This window comes from Bacteroidales bacterium, assembly GCA_023228145.1.
Taxonomy (GTDB): Bacteria; Bacteroidota; Bacteroidia; order Bacteroidales; family CAIWKO01; genus CAIWKO01.
This window is the reverse complement of sequence record JALOBU010000003.1, coordinates 92425-111630: the sequence shown is the minus strand read 5'-3', so window position 1 is coordinate 111630 and position 19206 is coordinate 92425. Positions and strand designations below refer to the sequence as shown.

General features: G+C 39.4%; 16 protein-coding genes. 7 read left to right on the top strand and 9 right to left on the bottom strand.

Features of this window, described 5'->3' with window-relative positions:
* The first annotated feature begins 55 nt into the window (after positions 1-55).
* From M0R16_02265 to M0R16_02255, 3 genes are all read left to right on the top strand, one after another.
* Complete coding sequence (locus M0R16_02265) at positions 56-1879, top strand: ABC transporter ATP-binding protein/permease (protein MCK9611706.1); 1824 nt, start codon at positions 56-58, stop codon at positions 1877-1879.
* Between the two features lie 3 nt (positions 1880-1882).
* Positions 1883-2329 (top strand): pyridoxamine 5'-phosphate oxidase family protein, encoded by a 447-nt coding sequence (locus tag M0R16_02260; protein MCK9611705.1) that lies wholly within the window; start codon positions 1883-1885, stop codon positions 2327-2329.
* 193 nt (positions 2330-2522) lie between these two features.
* Positions 2523-5207: an adenosylcobalamin-dependent ribonucleoside-diphosphate reductase gene (locus tag M0R16_02255; protein MCK9611704.1), complete on the top strand. Its 2685-nt coding sequence runs from the start codon at positions 2523-2525 to the stop codon at positions 5205-5207.
* A 49-nt stretch (positions 5208-5256) separates the two neighbouring features.
* Here the strand turns inward: M0R16_02255 and M0R16_02250 are convergent, their stop codons facing one another.
* The 6 genes from M0R16_02250 to M0R16_02225 all read right to left on the bottom strand — a co-directional run bounded on the left by M0R16_02250 (position 5257) and on the right by M0R16_02225 (position 13729).
* Entirely contained in the window at positions 5257-7296 is a 2040-nt protein-coding gene (locus M0R16_02250) for a T9SS type A sorting domain-containing protein (protein MCK9611703.1), read from the bottom strand.
* 40 nt (positions 7297-7336) lie between these two features.
* Positions 7337-8314 carry an isoaspartyl peptidase/L-asparaginase gene (locus M0R16_02245; GenBank protein MCK9611702.1) on the bottom strand — a complete coding sequence of 326 codons (978 nt, stop codon included), beginning with the start codon at positions 8312-8314 and terminating at the stop codon, positions 7337-7339.
* Between the two features lie 5 nt (positions 8315-8319).
* Positions 8320-8790: a hypothetical protein gene (locus M0R16_02240; protein MCK9611701.1), complete on the bottom strand. Its 471-nt coding sequence runs from the start codon at positions 8788-8790 to the stop codon at positions 8320-8322.
* A 56-nt stretch (positions 8791-8846) separates the two neighbouring features.
* The gene (locus M0R16_02235; protein MCK9611700.1) at positions 8847-9656 is read right to left on the bottom strand and encodes a DUF3108 domain-containing protein; all 810 of its coding nucleotides are present in this window, start codon (positions 9654-9656) and stop codon (positions 8847-8849) included.
* 73 nt (positions 9657-9729) lie between these two features.
* Positions 9730-12492, bottom strand: a complete 2763-nt coding sequence (gene leuS, locus M0R16_02230; GenBank protein ID MCK9611699.1) for a leucine--tRNA ligase — start codon at positions 12490-12492, stop codon at positions 9730-9732.
* Between the two features lie 397 nt (positions 12493-12889).
* Positions 12890-13729 (bottom strand): Bro-N domain-containing protein, encoded by an 840-nt coding sequence (locus M0R16_02225; protein ID MCK9611698.1) that lies wholly within the window; start codon positions 13727-13729, stop codon positions 12890-12892.
* 734 nt (positions 13730-14463) lie between these two features.
* Between M0R16_02225 and M0R16_02220 the strand changes: the two genes are divergently transcribed.
* From M0R16_02220 to truB, 4 genes are all read left to right on the top strand, one after another.
* Entirely contained in the window at positions 14464-15342 is an 879-nt protein-coding gene (locus tag M0R16_02220; protein ID MCK9611697.1) for a permease-like cell division protein FtsX, read from the top strand.
* Between the two features lie 76 nt (positions 15343-15418).
* Entirely contained in the window at positions 15419-15784 is a 366-nt protein-coding gene (locus M0R16_02215) for a DUF3098 domain-containing protein (GenBank protein MCK9611696.1), read from the top strand.
* Positions 15781-16584, top strand: coding sequence for an undecaprenyl-diphosphate phosphatase (locus M0R16_02210; GenBank protein ID MCK9611695.1), 804 nt, complete (start codon positions 15781-15783; stop codon positions 16582-16584). Before M0R16_02215 ends, M0R16_02210 begins: the two co-directional genes overlap by 4 nt.
* A gap of 2 nt (positions 16585-16586) precedes the next feature.
* Entirely contained in the window at positions 16587-17282 is a 696-nt protein-coding gene (truB, locus tag M0R16_02205) for a tRNA pseudouridine(55) synthase TruB (protein MCK9611694.1), read from the top strand.
* Positions 17283-17460: 178 nt separating this feature from the next.
* On the opposite strand, the gene M0R16_02200 is transcribed toward truB, so the two are convergent.
* From M0R16_02200 to M0R16_02190, 3 genes are all read right to left on the bottom strand, one after another.
* Positions 17461-17682, bottom strand: coding sequence for a DUF2795 domain-containing protein (locus tag M0R16_02200; protein ID MCK9611693.1), 222 nt, complete (start codon positions 17680-17682; stop codon positions 17461-17463).
* 225 nt (positions 17683-17907) lie between these two features.
* Complete coding sequence (locus tag M0R16_02195; protein MCK9611692.1) at positions 17908-18465, bottom strand: cob(I)yrinic acid a,c-diamide adenosyltransferase; 558 nt, start codon at positions 18463-18465, stop codon at positions 17908-17910.
* Positions 18466-19203 carry an ABC transporter ATP-binding protein gene (locus tag M0R16_02190; GenBank protein ID MCK9611691.1) on the bottom strand — a complete coding sequence of 246 codons (738 nt, stop codon included), beginning with the start codon at positions 19201-19203 and terminating at the stop codon, positions 18466-18468.
* Positions 19204-19206: the final 3 nt, after the last annotated feature.

Here is a 19206-nt window from a genome sequence, read left to right as displayed (position 1 = left end):
GCTGCAATGTTTTATTACACCTGACGTTATACAGAATTAATATTACTTTTGCAGCATGAAAAAGCTCGGGAAGATACTTCGGTTTGTAAGGCCTTACTGGCGCCCAGCTGCATTAACTGTGTTTTTCAACATTCTTTCCGTTATTTTTTCTGTTGTTTCTTTTGTGCTGTTCATCCCCATGCTTAACATTCTTTTTAAGCAGGTTGAACCCGTATATGATGCACCACCATTGTCGCTGGATGCAGACTCCATTAAATTGAATTTTTACCATTGGGTAAGCAATGTTATTCAGGAAAACGGAGCATTCACCGCGCTTGTTTATATATGTATTGCTATTATTATATTATTTTTCCTTAAAAATTTGTTTCGTTACCTTGCCATGTATTTTCTCGCACCCGTACGCAACGGGGTTGTTCAGGATATTCGCAATGCCTTGTACGGACAAATACTTATTCTGCCCCTGGCTTATTATACCGAACAACGCAAGGGCGACATTATCTCGCGCATGACGAATGACGTGCAGGAAGTACAATGGACGATTATGACTTCTCTTGAGATGATTTTCAGAGAACCCATTGCTATTGTTACATACCTTGTTTCAATGTCGCTGATAAGCCCTCACCTGACATTGTTCGTGCTGGTTCTTTTTCCTGTCAGCGGTTTTATCATTGCAAAGATTGGAAGCAGTCTGCGCAGAACCTCCGAAAAAGGGCAGGCAAGAATGGGCGACCTGCTTTCAAACATTGAAGAAACTTTAGGCGGACTCAGAATTATTAAGGCATTTAACGCCATAGACAACATTTTCTTCAGATTTAAAAAACTTAACAAGGACTACACAAGGCTGATGGTAAGGCTTTTCCGCAAACGCGACCTCGCCTCCCCGCTGAGTGAATTCATGGCAATAATTGTTGTAGGAGCCGTTTTACTATACGGAGGTACACTGATACTTTCATCCGAATCCTCAACCCTTAGCGCGTCAGTATTTATTACTTATCTTGTGATGTTTTCGCAACTTATCAATCCGGTTAAATCATTTACGGATGCATATTCAAATATACAGAAAGGCGCTGCTTCGGTAGAGCGTATCGAGCAAGTGCTTATTGCCGAAGAAGTAATTACTGAAAAACCCGATGCTCTCGCCATTAAAAATTTTAATAAAAGCATCATATATAATAATGTTTGCTTTACTTATGAAAAAGAGGAAGTGCTTCATAACATTAATCTGGTAATAGAAAAGGGGAAAACGCTTGCTATCGTCGGACACTCGGGTTCCGGAAAATCAACGATGGCAGACCTGCTGCCACGATTTTACGACTGCACTTCGGGAGAGATTATTATGGATGGTGTTAATGTTAAAGACTATGTAATATCTGATTTGCGACAGCTTATGGGAATTGTAACACAGGAAACAATCCTTTTTAACGACACGGTTTTTAATAATATTGCATTCGGGCTTGACGATGTTACTGAAGAAAACGTGATTCAAGCCGCACAGATTGCCAACGCTCATGATTTTATTATGGAGATGGATAAAGGCTATCAGACAAATATCGGCGATCGCGGCATAAAACTTTCAGGCGGGCAAAAACAACGCTTAAGCATAGCCCGCGCAGTGCTAAGAAATCCTCCCGTTATGATACTTGATGAAGCCACATCCTCGCTGGATACCGAGTCAGAAAGGCTGGTGCAGGATGCCTTATACAAGCTGATGCAAAACCGAACATCACTGGTGATTGCCCATCGTCTTTCCACCGTAAAATATGCCGATGAAATTATAGTTTTACAACGCGGCAATATCATTGAAAGAGGCACTCATGCCGAACTTACTGAACTCAAAGGCGCCTATTTTAAATTATGCGAAATGCAAGCCTTTACATGATGCATGAGGATGGAAGCCCCTGACAAACATATTGTTCGATTCATAAAAAAACATCACATTTTCACACTGGCAACAGCTGAAAACAACCTGCCCTATTGCGCAACGTGCTTTTATGTATATGCCGAGCAAAATAATACATTTATTTTCACATCAGAATATGACACAACGCATATTCGGCATGCTGTTCAGCATCCGTCTGTGGCCGGAACCATTGCTCTTGAAACAAAAATCATTGGAAAAATAAGAGGCATACAATTTACAGGCACAATAAAAGAACTTCGCGAAGAAGAATTAATAGCCGGAAATAAATTATATCTGAAAAAATTTCCCTACGCAAAACCTTTCCTAAAAAATACTCCTTTTTGGAGTATTGATGTCAATTTCATTAAATTAACAGACAACCGGCTTGGGTTTGCAAATAAACTTATTTGGAGCAAGAAAAAACTGTAATTTTTTTCTATTTATTTTAATTTTCTTGTTATCAAACATTTCCGTGCGAAGTTAATAAAATACCCTGTTTTGTTAATAAAATTGCCTTGTATTGAGGGCCGACTTTATATAATTTAGCCGTCCTTTTTTTCACTCAAAAAAATATTTTTTTACGCTTTAACAATTTATTATATATTCTAAAACATTATTATTTATGGAAAAAAATTATCAGTTATTCCCGGACGGGCAGGAGAATAAAGAAATTCAGAATAAGGAAGCGGAGAACAACTCGTTGTATGGCGATTTAACCAAGCAACGTAATAAACCGGAAATACCTGGTGATTTATTCGTAATTGAAAACGAAGAAAAAGAAAAACAAAAAGTATATAAAATTGAGGATGCACTTCAACAAACCATTGAATATTTCAAGGGAGACACACTTGCCGCTGATGTGTGGATAAATAAATATGCCCTGAAAAACAGCGAAGGTGAATTGCTTGAATGCACTCCTGATGATATGCACCGCCGTATTGCAAGCGAAATAGCTCGTATAGAAAAAAAATACCCTAATCCTGTTTCCGAAGATATAATATTTGAATTACTCCGTGATTTCAGATACATTATCCCACAAGGAAGCCCCATGGCAGGTATTGGAAACAAATATCAGATTTCGTCTTTGTCAAATTGTTTTGTTATCGGTAATGATACTCCTGCCGACTCATACGGGGGGATTATGAAAGTGGATCAGGAACAGGTACAACTTATGAAAAGACGCGGCGGCGTTGGCCACGACCTTTCACACATCCGTCCACAGGGAAGCAAGGTGCTTAACAGTGCGCTTACCTCAACAGGCATCGTACCTTTTATGGAACGTTATTCCAACTCCACCCGCGAAGTGGCACAGGATGGCCGCAGAGGTGCTCTGATGCTCAGCATATCTATTAAACACCCTGATGTTGAAGATTTTATTGATGCCAAACTAGAACAGGGGAAAGTAACAGGAGCCAATGTTTCGGTAAAAATTGATGATGATTTCATGCATGCTGTTACTAGTAACAACTTATATAAACAACAATACCCTATTAAATCAACAAATCCAAAACTCAGCAAAGAAATTGAGGCTAGGAAACTTTGGGATAAAATTATTCGTAATGCATGGAAATCAGCTGAACCCGGCGTATTATTCTGGGATACCATTATTCGTGAATCTGTTCCTGATTGTTATAATGATTTAGGATTTACTACGGTATCAACAAATCCTTGCGGAGAAATTCCTTTGTGTCCTTACGACAGCTGCCGCCTACTTGCTATTAATTTATATAGCTATGTTGAAAACCCTTTTACGGATGAGGCATATTTTAATTCTGATCTTTTCAACAAACATGTTTTTTATGCCCAGCGCATAATGGACGATATAATAGACCTTGAAACTGAAAAAATTGATGCCATTCTTGCTAAAATTAATGCCGACCCCGAAGACGAAGAAACAAAGCGTATAGAAAGCATTCTCTGGAAAAAAATAAAAGCTAAAACCATGCAGGGCCGCCGCACAGGAATAGGAATTACTGCAGAAGGAGACATGCTTGCTGCTCTGGGTTGCCGCTATGGCTCGGAAGAAGCAATTCAGTTTTCGGTTGAAGTTCATAAACAACTGGCTATTGTTGCCTATCGTTCTTCCGTATTTTTAGCCCAGGAACGCGGGGCTTTCCCAGTATACAATAAAGAAAAAGAAAAGAACAATCCATTTATCCAACGTATCAAAGAAGCGGCTCCGATGGTATATGACGAAATGGAAAAACACGGAAGAAGAAATATTGCCTTGCTTACCATCGCCCCAACAGGAACTGTTAGTATTTGTACACAGACCACTTCAGGGATAGAACCTGCTTATAAAGTAAACTACAAACGCAGAAGGAAAGTCAATCCCAACGATAAAAATGCAAACATAAATTTCGTTGACCAGAATAACGACTCATGGGAAGAGTATAATGTTTTCCACCCGAAATTTCTGAAATGGCTGAAAATAAAAGGTTATGATGTAGAACAGATAAAAACATATTCTGATGAAGAACTTGCACCAATTATAAAAAAATCACCCTATTATAAAGCTACTGCTAACGATATTGACTGGATTGCCAAGGTGAAAATGCAAGGGGCCATACAAAAATGGGTTGACCATTCTATCAGCGTAACTGTCAATGTGCCTAAAGAAACCACAGAAGAAATGGTCAGCAAAATTTACCTGACAGCTTGGGAATCCGGATGTAAAGGTGTAACTATATACCGTGACGGCTCACGCTCAGGAGTTTTGGTTTCCGAAGGAGAGAAAAAAGAAGATGCCTGTGAATTTAAAGAAACGCGGGCTCCCCAGCGTCCCAAACGCCTTGATGCCGATATCGTTTATTTTCAGAATGCCAAAGAAAAATGGATTGCAGTAGTCGGACATATAAATAATAAACCTTACGAAATTTTTACCGGTAAGGCCGAAGATTTTTACCTGCCACCTTATGTTGAAAAAGGCTGGGTGCTTAAAAGCAAAGATGATGTTGACAATACAAGGTATGATTTTCAGTACGAAGATAAACAGGGATATAAAACCACAGTAGAAGGGCTGTCACGTTCTTTCGACACAGAATACTGGAACTACGCAAAACTGATTTCAGGCATCTTAAGGCACGGTATGCCATTGATTTATGTTGTTGACCTTATCTCAAACCTTCGCCTCGACAGCGATTCAATCAACACATGGAAAAACGGCGTTGTGAGGACTCTGAAAAAGTTTATTCCAAACGGGACAGAAGCTCCGGGAGAAAAATGTTCAAAATGTGGGCAAACCACACTGATATATACTGAAGGTTGCTTAAAATGTACTTCCTGCGGTGATGCCAAGTGCGGATAAAAATAAGCCTCAAACGTAAAAAAAAGTCCCTCTTCAGGGACTTTTTGCTTTATAGCTTAATAAAAACTACCTTACGATTAATCAAACCTGACGAGTCAGTTACCTTAATCAAGTAACTCCCCTTGGTTAAACCGTCAAGCGAAAACAACTCTCTGTTTTGTGTGATGGATTTACTTATGACAATCGCTCCAAGTAAATTATATATCTCAACACTTGTATTTTCTGCATTTTCAATGTATATAAAATCATTTGCAGGGTTCGGGTAAATTATAATGTCATCAGAATTTATATTTGTAACACCAGTGCAGATATCAAGATATTGTGATGTTATTTGAGGCAGGATAAAATTATACCATCCGGCAAATCCATACCCCAGGTTTATAGTATATGCCCCAAGAGTTTCGTAAATATGTGAAGTGTCCAAAGCATAAATAGTATCCTGTGTGTCTCCGAAATTCCATGCAAACTGGTATTTTGCAGAGTCGGCTGCAGCATAGGAATTGTACATCCTGTCTTTATAAATATCCGGGCAATCTAAAATAAAATTAACAGAGTCCCCGTCGCTGTTCAGACAGGCAAGATCCATGGAGAATGTAACACCTGCGAGGTCATACTTAACAACGGGTAGAATTAAAAAGTCAATGTCTTTTGCCCCACCCGAAAAATGCTGTGATTTTTTGTATGCTGAATCAGCGGGCTGTTTAATCAGGGCAAGCCATTCGCCTTGTCCGTCATTAGTTGCAGTATCACTGGTAATAATTATAAATGAAGAAACGGAATCTTCATAAGTAATTGTTATTACATAAGGCTGATCTACCGTTTGGGGAGTACTAAACATTAACACTCTGTGAACATGTGCCTGAAAAGAGTCAACCTCAAAAGTCTGTGATACCAGCGCCGGCCCCAAAGGTAAAGAGTCAGGCCCGGCCAGATACAGTTCAACGGTAACATCAATAATTGAGTCCGGGTAAGAGAGGCCGTAGAAAACCACACCCATAACATCAAGTGTCTGAGGACAATTATAATACTGCCCCACCGAAATACATTTTGATGAATCGTAAGTAACTTCAAAATAATTATAGGAAGTGGTTTTGAATGCCGGATAAAGCAAGGTATCTGAAACATCCGGCGTTAAGCATGTGGGAAGGTTTTTCTGTACAATAGCAGGGGCAACAAAATTGTACCAGCCCCTGTAATAATAACCAAGCCTGACAACATAGGGAGAAGCTACTGCATATTGATGCGAAGTATCCATACCAAATATGGTATCGGCGGTATCACCAAAATTCCAGGCAAACTGATAAATGGCAGAGTCAACGGCAGCATTATAATTATACATCCTCTCTTGAAATATTCCTGAATTAATCAAATTAAAATCTATAATTTCCCCGTCATCAGTTATACATGTTGAGTCCATCGAAAATGTAACATCAGCAATATCATATTCAACCACGGGGGCAATATAAAAATCAAAATCCTTTGCACCACCGGAAAATTGTTTGGATTTTTTCCAAACTCCGGATTGCTTGATAACGGCAAGCCATTCTCCCTGGCCATCATTAGCTGCCGGATCGCTGGCTCCTATAATAAAAGGAAAAGTAATGGAAGGACATGTTACGGTAACTACATATGGCTGTGTAACCGCTTGAGGCGTATCAAACATGGCCAGCCTGTGAACATGTGCCTGAACAGAATCAACGGACATTGTTTTGGATGCCAAAGCCGTACCTGTGGGTAATGAATCGGGCCCGGCCAAAAATAGTTCAACCGTCACATTAACCGTAGGCACCATATACGCAACACCATAAAAAACAGCGCCCTTAACAGTAACTGCCTGGGGACAATCAAAATACTGCCCCACAGAAATACAATATGAAGGATTATCAGCAACCAAAAAAAATGAAAAATCAGTCGCCTTAAACATCGGATATATTAATGTATCCGTAAAATCCAGTGCGGTTTTAGGAGAATCAGGTAATGTAGATTTAATCTCGGAAAAAGCAATATTGCTAAGTCCTGATAAATTGTTCTGTGCATAACTTATCATGCCACAAAACACAAACAAGAATAAAATAGAAACCTTTTTCATAATTTTTTTTTTTACAAATATATTAAATTTAAAATAAACATCAATTACTTCCATAAAGCATAACTTCTTTATGGCCTTCTGAATTAATATATCCCCGGAACATTCCTGCAGTATTAAAAATCATAACATAATTTCCTTTGTTATCTATTCCAATCAAACCTCCTTCTGCACCCTGTTTTTTCAATTTATCCAGAATTATTGTTTCTGTAGCTTCCTGCAAAGAAAGCTTAGCATATTGCATTATAGCAGAAACATCATAAGCCACCACATTTCTAATAAAATATTCACCGTGTCCCGTACATGAAACAGCACAAGTAAGATTATTTGCATAAGTGCCGGCTCCGATTACCGGCGAATCTCCCACACGCCCGTATTTTTTATTACTCATTCCTCCCGTTGACGTTCCGGCAGCAAGATTGCCATTTATATCAAGCGCTACAGCGCCAACGGTACCTTTTTTATTTTCAGGGGATGATTTTCCTTTATACTGTTTCCAACGCTCTTCTGTATAAAAATAGCTTGAATCCACTATATCAAGGCCTTCATCAGCTGCAAATTTATCTGCGCCAGAACCAATAAGAAATACATGAGGAGTTTTTTCCATCACAAGCCTCGCTGCAGAAACCGGGTTTTTTATTGTTTTTACTCCGGCAACGGCACCTGCCTTTGAGGTTTTGCCATCCATTACCGAAGCATCCAATTCTATAGTGCCATCGCTGGTATAAACAGCTCCCTTGCCTGCGTTAAATAACGGACAATCTTCCATATAGCGGATAACATATTCTACGGCATCCATAGCCGTGCCGTTATTTTTTAATATGGAATCCCCTATAAGCAGAGCTTTTGTTAATGCCAGTGTGTATGCTTTTTCTTTTTCTTCGCTGATATTATCAGGCGTTATATTTCCTGCGCCTCCGTGAATTACAAGGGCATATTTCTGTGCAGAAGATGTATCGGCCTGTGCGTGAGCAAAAATTGTCAGCAAAAATACATATGAAAACAGCAATGCTTTTTTCATAGACCCTATTTATTACTGGGGACCGGCACAGGTGGCGTTGTTTCAGATTCGTTCTTCACAAACTCCCCCTTAATATTATACAGCAAGGTTTTAGTGTCTTTTTTCTTTTTAATATCCACAACATAATAATCCCCGTCAAGGCGATATTGTATTGTAACTTTCAGTGTTTTATATCCTTCATAATTTGCCAGTATATTATCTTTAATTTTTTGAGGAACATATTTATAAGGAAGGCTCCAGACGGTTTTAAGCCATTCGCCGGTTTGCTTTATATCAATTACTGCCGTTAACTCTCCATTGATATAGGATGCATGATATGTTTCGCTTTCTTTCACCCACGTAGGAGTTAACGTATCATGAATTTTGGTGAACAGCATTTTTTTCACCGACATAGGCACCTGGCTTTTGTCAATTTGTTGTGCAAATGCAAACGTGCCCGCAAACATTATGCACACTAAAAAATTCAGTGCTTTCATAATTTGTTTTTCACGAAATTACAAAAAGAATTTTCTGAAATGGAAATTATTTCAAATTATTTTACCCTTGCGGTAAAAGGGTTTTTCAGGTTTCTGTAATCAATCAGCTCCATTTTTACCTTTCCCACCAGAATTTCAGATTCTCCAAGAATGGGAAGTTTATTTGCATCATCGCTCACCCATAAAGTAACAGGGTATGGGTCTTTGAAAACCGTACCGGTCAGTACCTGAGGTTTAAGTTTTATGCAGCGTATCTTGCCGATACTGGTAACCAGTGTTTCTTTTCCCAGATAAATAACTTTTGTAGAATATACGGTATCGTCAAGCATAAATTTAACCTTGAAATCTTCATTGGCTCCCATTTTCTGAACATCCATAGTACGACAATAATATATAGCAGAAAGCAGGTCATGAATGTTATCCGGGGTTGGCACATCGGCAGTTCTTGTGGTTTTATTGTCAACAAAATGTGCAACATTTTTCAGTTGATTGAATGTGATGTCCTGATTTATTATATACCCCCCCTCATTAACACGGCGCATAAAAAGCCAAGGTACTAGCGCTATTTCATCAATGTATGTTTCATAGCGGTCAATAACCTTGAAAAACCAATTGAACACGCCCTTGGTCTTGCCAATAACCTCAATGTGGTAAGTGCTTCTGTTATTGATTTTTTTATCTTCTTTTTTCACCTCGAAAGAGCAGTTTCCTGCGACAACTTCGCCGGTCAGCACCGAATGATAATATGCTTTATAGTTAAGATACTCGCCCCGCTCAAACGCATTGTTGGTTTCTACACGTAGCTGGGCAAAACTTAAAGAAGCAATAAAAACTGCCATTACCGATAAAACAATTTTTGTCTTCATTTTTTTAGAGTTTATCTTACAAAAAAGCAAATTCTGTTCCAAATCCAAAAAGCAAAACGCATCTCTTTAATAATCAAATAACTACATTAATAATTTTCCCTGCTACAACAATGATTTTTTTAGGCTTTGAACCTGCAAGCCACTTTTCAGATTCTTTAGCCTCAAGTACTGCGTTTTCAATATCGGGAATAGCCATTTCCAGGGGCAATTCTAACTTAAAACGCATCTTTCCGTTGAAAGAAACCGGATAAGCAAATGAATTTACCTGTAAATATTTCTCATCATAATCCGGAAACTTAGCGTTGAATATGCTTTGAGTATTACCCAGTAATGACCACAACTCTTCGGCAATATGCGGTGCAAAGGGCGAGAGGATGAGGGACAGTTCACTCAACACTTTTCTTTTATTGCATTTTAATTCGGTAAGTTCATTAACACAAATCATAAAGCTGCTGACAGCTGTATTGAATGAGATACGCTCAATATCTTCCTTGACTTTTTTTATGGTTTTATGTATCACGCGCAACTCATCCATGGTGGGTTCTTCATCGCTCAAAGCAAAATTGTTATTGTTGTCGTGATAAAGCCGCCAGAGTTTCCTGATAAAACGAAATACGCCTTCAATGCCGTTGGTATCCCAGGGTTTGTGCATCTCGAGCGGCCCTAAGAACATTTCATACAAACGTACTGTATCGGCACCATATTTTTCAACAAGTTCATCAGGATTGACAACATTCAGCAAAGATTTCGACATTTTTTCTACAGCCCATCCACAAACAAATTTGCCATTTTCTAAAATAAATTCCGATGCTGCGTAATCCGGAGAAGATTTTTTTAATGCTTCAACATCAAGAATATCATTATCCACCAGATTAACATCAATATGAATTGGAGTTGTTTCGAAATCATTTATAAGATTTAAAGAAACATACTTATTTTCACCTTTTACCCTGTAAATAATATTTGAACGGCCCTGTATCATCCCCTGATTGATAAGTTTCTTAAACGGTTCGTCTTTAGCTGTGAGCCCGAGGTCGTATAAAAACTTGTTCCAGAAACGCGAATAAATCAGATGCCCTGTGGCATGTTCGGCGCCACCTATGTAAAGGTCAACATTTTGCCAGTATTGGTTTGCTTCCTTTGAAAAATATTCCTGCTCATTATGCGGATCCATATACCGTAAATAATATGCGCTGGAGCCTGCAAAGCCCGGCATAGTATTGGTTTCCAGCGGATAGCCTTCTTTGGTTTTCCAGTTTTTTGCCCTCGCCAGCGGCGGTTCACCGGTTTCTGTTGGCAGGTAGGCATCCACAGCAGGCAGTTTCAGCGGCAGCTCCGATTCGTCAATTGTGTATGGAATTCCATCTTTATAGTAAACGGGAAATGGCTCACCCCAGTAACGCTGCCGACTGAAAATAGCATCGCGCAGGCGGTAATTCACGGTCCCAAATCCAATACCTTTCTCCCCGACTCTTTTGCACACTTCAGCAATGGCGTCTTTCACTTCCATGCCGTTGATAAAATCAGAGTTTATCAACTTCCCTTCTTTGGCATCGTATGATTCTTCGGCACTATTGCCGCCGCTAACCACTTCAATGATTTCCAGTCCGAAATGTTTTGCAAAAGCATAGTCGCGGCTGTCGTGGGCAGGAACAGCCATCACTGCGCCTGTGCCATAACCTGCTAACACATAATCCCCTACCCATATCGGTAATTTCTTACCGCTAAAAGGATGAATAGCATATGCCCCGGTAAACTGTCCGCTGATTTTTTTAACATCGGCCATGCGTTCACGCTCACTGCGGTTTTTAGCTTCAGTAACATATTTATTAATTGCTTCGCGATACTCATCCGTAACAATCTGTTCAACAAATTCATGTTCCGGGGCCAGTGTTATATAAGTAACACCAAAGATGGTATCGGGGCGTGTAGTAAACACATTAATTCTGAATTCTGAATTCTGAATTCTGAACTCAATCATAGCGCCTTCAGAACGCCCAATCCAGTTGCGCTGAATTTCTTTGAGGGCTTCTGACCAGTCAATTTTGTCAAGTCCTTCCAGCAGGCGTTCTGCATAAGCCGTGATACGCAGCAGCCATTGTTTCATCGATTTTCTGATAACCGGATGCCCTCCACGAACCGAAAAGCCTTCGCTCACCTCATCGTTGGCAAGCACCGTTCCCAGTGCGGGGCACCAGTTCACCATGGTGTCGGCAAGATACGCCAGGCGGAAATTCATCAGTATGTCCTGTTTTTCACTTTCCGAAAAACTCTTCCATTTCTTTGCATCAAAAGGTTCGTATTCCGAACATGCCGCCTGAATGTCCTGCGAACCTTGAAGTTCAAATTCTGCGATAAGTGTTTCAATGGGTTCGGCCCTGTTTGTTTTTTTGTTGTACCACGAATGGAACAATTTTATGAAGGTCCATTGTGTCCATTTATAATATTTCGGGTCGCTGGTGCGTACTTCGCGGCTCCAGTCGAACGAAAACCCAAGCAAGTCAAGCTGTTCGCGGTAGCGTTTGATATTATTTTCAGTAGTTACGGCAGGGTGCTGCCCGGTTTGTATGGCATATTGCTCTGCGGGCAAACCAAAGGCATCGTAGCCCATAGGATGCAGCACGTTGTAGCCGCAAAGCCGTTTGTAACGTGCAAAAATATCGGATGCTATATAGCCCAGCGGGTGCCCCACATGCAGCCCGGCGCCGGACGGATATGGAAACATGTCGAGCACATAGTATTTAGACTTTGAATGGTCAATTTCGGTTTTGTAAATCTCGTTCTGCTTCCACCATTCGCGCCATTTTTTCTCAATATCGCAAAAATTATATTCCATAAATGAATTTGCTGATAAAAATAAACTGCGAAATTAAGAAAAGATTTTGAGTTATTTTAGTTTGGAGTTTTGATTGTACAGTCGGCAGTCCGCAAGGAGGAATTGGTTATTGGTCATTAGGAGGAAGGATGTTAGGTTGTTAGACTTTTAGGTCCGCCGCGGATTAGGCTGTTAGGGGGAATGTGTTAGGCTATTAAGGGGGTAGACTGTAAGGTAATTAGTTTCATATATTTTAATTTTTAGCTTATGCCTTTTAAACAAGGGATGCAATTTTTGGCAAGCTGGGTAAATTAGTCCTTTGCAAAAATACTATCTCTGATAAAAAGCACCTTATCGGCGTTTTTTATATCAAATATAAGTTTTAGGCAGCAAACGCTTTTTCACTGTCTTTAAATTTTTATTTTTTTAGATTCCTTTTTTCTTTGGCCGGAGGAAGAAAGTTTTCGCCGGTTACGACTTTTTTGCCTGTTTTCTTTTCGAGGGCGATACGGGCATCTTTAGCAATCATACCGCCTTTTTTTCCAGCTGCCGCATTTTCCGGAATCCCTTCAGCTTGTTCGGTTTCGGCAATCTGCCGCGATGATAATTCGGCAAGAGCGGTAAAAATAAGTTCGGCCTCACTCATGTGGTCGCGGAGGTTCTGGGTGTCGAGTTTTTTTAACTTTTTATGGCCTTTTACCGTAAGTCCTGTCCATTCCTGATGAATAATATTGGTAAGCATGGCAAATTCGTCTGATTTTTCCACACCGTGTTCCTTCCAGTAATCAGTGAGTTTGTTGCGTGTTTCCTGGCTGGTCATGCGCTGTTGTATCCATTTTTCGCTGCGGCCAAGTTTTTGCCAGTTCTCCCTGGCACGGTCGAGACTTTGCTCCGGATCGGCAATTTCTTTTATTCTTTCGTAACCTACCTTTGCCAGCCATTGTTTGAAGGGTTCAGCTTTGGGCGAAGGAATGGATTGTATAATCCTCAATAATGCCTGTGTATGTGCCGTATCGGTTTCACGCATTTTTCCGTCTGAAGCTTTTAATTTCAACTGTCGACAAATTGTCGACAGTTCAAGGCCGTCCTCAGTTTTAACGCGTATCTTCATTTTGAACCAGTAATCTCTTGGATTTCTGCTTTCCGTTAAAATTTCAACAACATCTATAACCGAGAAATACCATTGTTCTTTTTTCTCATCCCAGAAGCTGCGGATTTGCTTCTGCTCAAATAATTTTACTGCCGTTTCTTTTGTCATTTTTTAATGCCTTATTTGGTGCGAAGTTCGGAAACTTTGTTAAACAGTTTATAATTTATTGTGAAAATATTAAAGAAAATAATTAAGAAAAAACGGCAATTAGTGGAAGAATCTAATCAATAAAACAAAAATAAAGGAACAATTGAATTTGTATATAACATAGAATGAAATTCAACGCCAGCGTACAGTGCGAAGTTTCTAACTTCGCACAACGGAGTAAACTGCGAAATTAAGAAAAGATTTTGAGTAATTACCTGAGTTAGGGTTAAGAACTTTGAAGCCGGAAATTTCAGCATGAACTAAAAAACCGCTTTTGCGAGATTGGTTACCAAAAAGTAAGCTTAGTTGGGGCAAGCTGAAAAAAACGACAATGGAATTTTTGCTGCATAAAGACAGAAATGAAAAATGAAAAGTAGACAACCCTTAGCAAAATTAAAAGAGGTGTTTTTCTAAAACACAAGCCAACTAAAAACACCACATTAAATTTTGCACAAACACACACATAAATCTTGATAACTTGACAACATATTATTCGAATCATAAGAGTATAAACGAGAAAAATGAACAACGAAACACTAATCGAGTGGGAAGCTGGTGAGCAAAAGCCAACCGGAGAGCCTCTCACATCGGCCATCTGGTGGATACATACGGGCCACTAATTATTTCAGTATTGACTTCTTCAATTTTTCCCATTATCATTAATTTTATTAATTTAGCAACCTGTTTAAGCCAATATGCCAAAAAAAGAAGAACGTTTTACAAAACGCCGCCTGTTTGGTTCACGCATCACTACCATTGTCAGCATTTCGCTGGTGTTGTTTGCCATCGGCCTGATAGGGTTGCTGCTGCTGCACACAAAAAAATTATCCGACTATGTTAAAGAAAACATTGGCTTTTCCGTTTACATGAACAAAAATGTGAAAGAAGCCGAGATAATTCATTTGCAGAAAGAACTTGACGCCAACGAGTATGTGCGCTCTACAGAATATATCAGTGAGGAAAAAGCTGCCGAAACCTTTCAGGAAGAGCTGGGTGAAGACTTTGTAAAATTTATCGGTTATAATCCTTTGCATACTTCTATTGAAGTCCACCTGAAAGCACAATACGCTTACCCTGTGTATTTTGAAGAAATTGAACAACAACTTAAGAAAAATCCCAATGTTAAAGAAATAGTTTATCAGAAATCGCTTGTGCAGCAAATCAACAGCAACATCAGTAAAATTTCGGCGGTGTTGCTTGTATTTAGCATACTTCTGCTTGTAATCGCCATCACGCTTATCAACAATACCATAAGGCTGGCAGTATATTCAAAACGCTTCCTCATCAAAAGCATGCAGCTGGTGGGAGCCACTGAAGGCTTTATCCGCAGGCCTTTTCTGAACACCAGCCTCATTCACGGAATGATTTCCTCTCTGCTGGCAATATTTATGCTTACGGGAGTGATATATGTTTCCCGCAAAGAAATCCCTGAAATTATCAGCCTCCAAAGCATTGACCTTTTTCTTTTACTGTTTGCATTTGTTGTACTCGTCGGGCTTACAATATCGTGGATTTCAACATTTATCTCTGTAAGAAAATATTTGAAAATCAAAACAGATTATTTGTACTTTTGAAATTAGAAAACTTAACATTATTTCTTTAGAAATTAAAGAATCTGCAAAACATAAAAACACATTAAAACCAAAATAAATGGCACAAAAGCGCAAACCCAATATCGTAAAAAAGCCGCTTGCTGTGGATACCAAAAAAGCGGATGTTGTTGCCGCCCCCAAAGCCGAAGCTGCCAAAGCCACAACCAAATCGAAGCTACCTGACAAACAAACTGCAGGCTTGTTGTTCGACAAAAGAAACTACATCATCATGCTTGCGGGCATTTTACTCATCGCTCTTGGATTTATACTGATGGCGGGTGGAGGCTCCGACGACCCCAATGTATTCAATTACGATATGTTCAACACCCAGCGCCTGACGGTTGCACCTATTCTGATTCTGCTTGGTTTCGTCGCTGAAGTGGTTGCTATCATGCTGAAGCCAAAACAAAAAACTGCTGAATGACCTATCTGGAGGCAATTATTATTGCCATTGTTGAGGGGCTTACTGAATTTCTCCCAGTTTCTTCAACAGGACATATGATTATCACAGAGGCTTTGCTGGGCATAGAGCCGAACGAATTTTCCAAAGCATTTACCGTAAACATTCAACTTGGTGCTATTCTTGCCGTTGTTGTGATGTATTTCAAACGTTTTTTTCAGTCATTTGATTTTTATTTAAAACTGGGTATTGCCTGCATTCCGCTTATCATCGCTTTTTTGCTTGAAGCTTTTATTGATCAGATGCTCGAAAGCGTGCTGATTGTTGCCATGGCGCTGTTTGCTGGGGGTATCATACTTATTTTCGTTGACAACTGGTTTAAAAACAATGAAAAAAACGACAAAAAAATGTCATTTAAAAATGCATTTATTATCGGCCTGTTTCAGGTAATTTCCGTTATACCGGGAGTAAGCCGCTCGGCTGCCAGCATCATCGGAGGAATGACACAGTGCCTTAGCCGCAAGCAAGCTGCAGAGTTCAGTTTTTTTCTTGCCGTGCCCACCATGCTTGCCGCCACATGCTATAAACTTTTTTCGGATTATGAAACTCTGTTTTTCTTAAACGATAACCATCTGAACACACACCATATAAACCTGCTTCTGTTGGGAAACCTGGTGGCGTTTGTTGTGGCATTGATAGCAATAAAAGCATTCATTGCTTTTCTGACAAAATTCGGGTTCAGGGTATTTGGCTATTACCGTATCATAATCGGCTCTATAATCATCATATTGTTGTTGTCGGGCGTTGACCTGAAAATCATTTAAGCATGTTTGACTTTCAGGCCGGGGAAATTCTTCTTATCAATAAGCCATATAAGTGGACTTCTTTTGATGTTGTAGGAAAGATAAGGCAAGTGCTGAAACAACAACTGGGAATAAAAAAAATCAAGGTCGGCCATGCAGGCACCCTTGACCCTTTGGCCACCGGCCTTCTGATTGTATGCACCGGGAAATATACAAAAAGAATAGAAGAATTTCAGGGAATGGACAAAACATATTCAGGAACTTTTTATCTTGGCGCCACCACTCCATCTTATGATATGGAAACAGCTGTTGATAAAACTTTTGAAATTTCCCATCTTACAGAAAAAGAAATTATCGGGGCCTGTAAAAAATTCACGGGCTTACAACAACAGGTGCCTCCTTTGTTTTCGGCAGTAAAAATTGGCGGAAGGCGGGCTTATGATTTTGCCCGTAACCAACAGGAATGCAAAATTGAACCGAGGGAAATAAACATTATAAATATTAATATCACTGCTATCCGCCTGCCTGAAGTTGATTTTATGATTGTTTGCAGCAAAGGAACTTATATTCGGGCTTTAGCACGTGACCTAGGCAATGCATTGGGTTGCGGGGCATACCTGAACGCTTTGCGCCGTGATGCAATAGGGACTTACAAAATTGAAGATGCCATCACCCCTGAACAGTTTGAGTTTTTGATTGCCCAGCAGGCAAATAAATAGTTTTGTTCAGGCGATTTCACGCTTCAAGAGCATGTGTAAGTTTTAAGAATAATATGGAAACTCTTGGCGGTCTTTGTGTAAAACTTTGCGTTCTTCGTGATTTTATTCAAATTAAAATGTTTATTCTGGCATAAAAAAAACTCCCTTTCGGGAGTTTCTGTATATGTTATACATAATTTTAGTATTCATCTTCATGAAAGAAGAAATCTTCTTTGGTAGGATAATCGGGCCAGATATCCTCAATACTTTCGTAAATCTCGCCTTCGTCCTCTATCTCTTTCAGGTTTTCGATGACCTCCATAGGTAATCCGGTGCGCTGTGCATAATCTATCAGCTCATCTTTGGTGGCCGGCCAGGGAGCGTCTTCAAGTTTTGAGGCAAGTTCTAATGTCCAATACATACTTCCCTTTTTAAAATTTTTTGCAAAAATATAATTATTAATTACAAAAAGTCAAGCAAAAAACAATATTCTTTTATATTTCACATTTAAACCACTTTTATTTATCATCGTTTTACCTCTGAAAGTCCTGTTATATCAGGATAACGATAAAATACTCCTGCTTATTGAGTGAATAAAAATTTTTTAATTTTTTAACAAATTTATTTAAATGCTGTAAATGATATTTTATGGCTTCCAGTAATTTTCTTCAATACCCAACTCTTTGGTTATATAACGGGCCAGAATAAAAAAATAATCGGAAAGGCGGTTTATGTATTTTATAATTATTGAATAATATTCGTTTGTATTTTCAATCCTTACAATACATCTCTCTGCTCTTCGGCAAACAGTCCTTACAATATGACAGTATGACACCAGCGGGTGACCGCCCGGAAGTATAAAATTATGTTGCGGAACAAGAGTTTGCGCCATTTTATCTATTTCTTGTTCGATCATGCTAATATTCATTTTGTTTAACTTTGGCAATGTGTTCATCACCGATGGCGTATCCGCTGCTATCATAGATTCTGCTATAAAAACATGTTCCTGAATTTTTAACAGGATTTCCTTCATCTCCTGTTCTATGGCAAAATCCCTCACAAGTCCTATATATGAATTCAGTTCATCAAGGGCGCCGTATGCTTCAACTCTTAAATCGGATTTTTTTATAATTGTACCTCCCAGAAGCGATGTGTTTCCTTCATCACCGGTTTTGGTATATATTTTTTTTATTTTTTCAGCCATTTAATTTGTTGCATGAAAAGTATCTTTATAGTAAGCCATTTTACGGACATTTTCATTCAGCATATCTTCGTCCACTAAACCATCTTTAAGGCGAATGATACGATGGGCGTGACGTGCAATATCTTCTTCGTGAGTAACTAAAATAATTGTATTTCCTTTTTCATGAATTTCCTCAAACAATCCCATTATCTCTATAGAAGTTTTGGAGTCAAGGTTGCCGGTTGGTTCGTCAGCCAGGATAATTGACGGGTGATTGACCAATGCTCTGGCGATAGCTACACGCTGTCGTTGCCCTCCGGAAAGTTCATTCGGCTTATGTGTAACACGGTCAGCAAGCTGAACTTGCTCCAACACTTCTTTGGCACGTTCCAACCTCCGGGCCTTTCCATAACCGGCGTAAATGAGCGGTAAAGTAACATTGTCAAGTGCTGTAGAGCGCGGCAAAAGATTGAATGTCTGAAAAACAAAGCCTATTTCCTTATTACGTATCTCTGCCAATTCGTTATCATCAAGCTTGCTGACATCCCTGTTGTTCAGAATATATTCTCCTTTGGTTGCAGTATCAAGACATCCGAGAAGATTCATCAATGTTGATTTTCCGGAACCCGAAGGCCCCATAAGTGCAACATATTCGTTTTTTTGGATTTCAAGAGAGATGTCCTGTAAGGCTTTAACAATATGCGCCCCGACCTTGTAGTGCTTTGCAATACCTGCCAACTTAATTACCTGCTGAGACATAAC

Bases quoted from the DNA above. Each gene is read 5' to 3' on its own strand.
- M0R16_02200 (MCK9611693.1), bottom strand. From the start codon at position 17,682: ATGTATTGGACATTAGAACTTGCCTCAAAACTTGAAGACGCTCCCTGG.
- M0R16_02265 (MCK9611706.1), top strand. From the start codon at position 56: ATGAAAAAGCTCGGGAAGATACTTCGGTTTGTAAGGCCTTACTGGCGC.
- M0R16_02215 (MCK9611696.1), top strand. From the start codon at position 15,419: ATGGCACAAAAGCGCAAACCCAATATCGTAAAAAAGCCGCTTGCTGTG.
- leuS (MCK9611699.1), bottom strand. From the start codon at position 12,492: ATGGAATATAATTTTTGCGATATTGAGAAAAAATGGCGCGAATGGTGG.
- M0R16_02195 (MCK9611692.1), bottom strand. From the start codon at position 18,465: ATGGCTGAAAAAATAAAAAAAATATATACCAAAACCGGTGATGAAGGA.
- M0R16_02260 (MCK9611705.1), top strand. From the start codon at position 1,883: ATGAGGATGGAAGCCCCTGACAAACATATTGTTCGATTCATAAAAAAA.
- M0R16_02255 (MCK9611704.1), top strand. From the start codon at position 2,523: ATGGAAAAAAATTATCAGTTATTCCCGGACGGGCAGGAGAATAAAGAA.
- M0R16_02250 (MCK9611703.1), bottom strand. From the start codon at position 7,296: ATGAAAAAGGTTTCTATTTTATTCTTGTTTGTGTTTTGTGGCATGATA.
- M0R16_02240 (MCK9611701.1), bottom strand. From the start codon at position 8,790: ATGAAAGCACTGAATTTTTTAGTGTGCATAATGTTTGCGGGCACGTTT.
- M0R16_02210 (MCK9611695.1), top strand. From the start codon at position 15,781: ATGACCTATCTGGAGGCAATTATTATTGCCATTGTTGAGGGGCTTACT.
- M0R16_02225 (MCK9611698.1), bottom strand. From the start codon at position 13,729: ATGACAAAAGAAACGGCAGTAAAATTATTTGAGCAGAAGCAAATCCGC.
- truB (MCK9611694.1), top strand. From the start codon at position 16,587: ATGTTTGACTTTCAGGCCGGGGAAATTCTTCTTATCAATAAGCCATAT.
- M0R16_02190 (MCK9611691.1), bottom strand. From the start codon at position 19,203: ATGTCTCAGCAGGTAATTAAGTTGGCAGGTATTGCAAAGCACTACAAG.
- M0R16_02245 (MCK9611702.1), bottom strand. From the start codon at position 8,314: ATGAAAAAAGCATTGCTGTTTTCATATGTATTTTTGCTGACAATTTTT.
- M0R16_02235 (MCK9611700.1), bottom strand. From the start codon at position 9,656: ATGAAGACAAAAATTGTTTTATCGGTAATGGCAGTTTTTATTGCTTCT.
- M0R16_02220 (MCK9611697.1), top strand. From the start codon at position 14,464: ATGCCAAAAAAAGAAGAACGTTTTACAAAACGCCGCCTGTTTGGTTCA.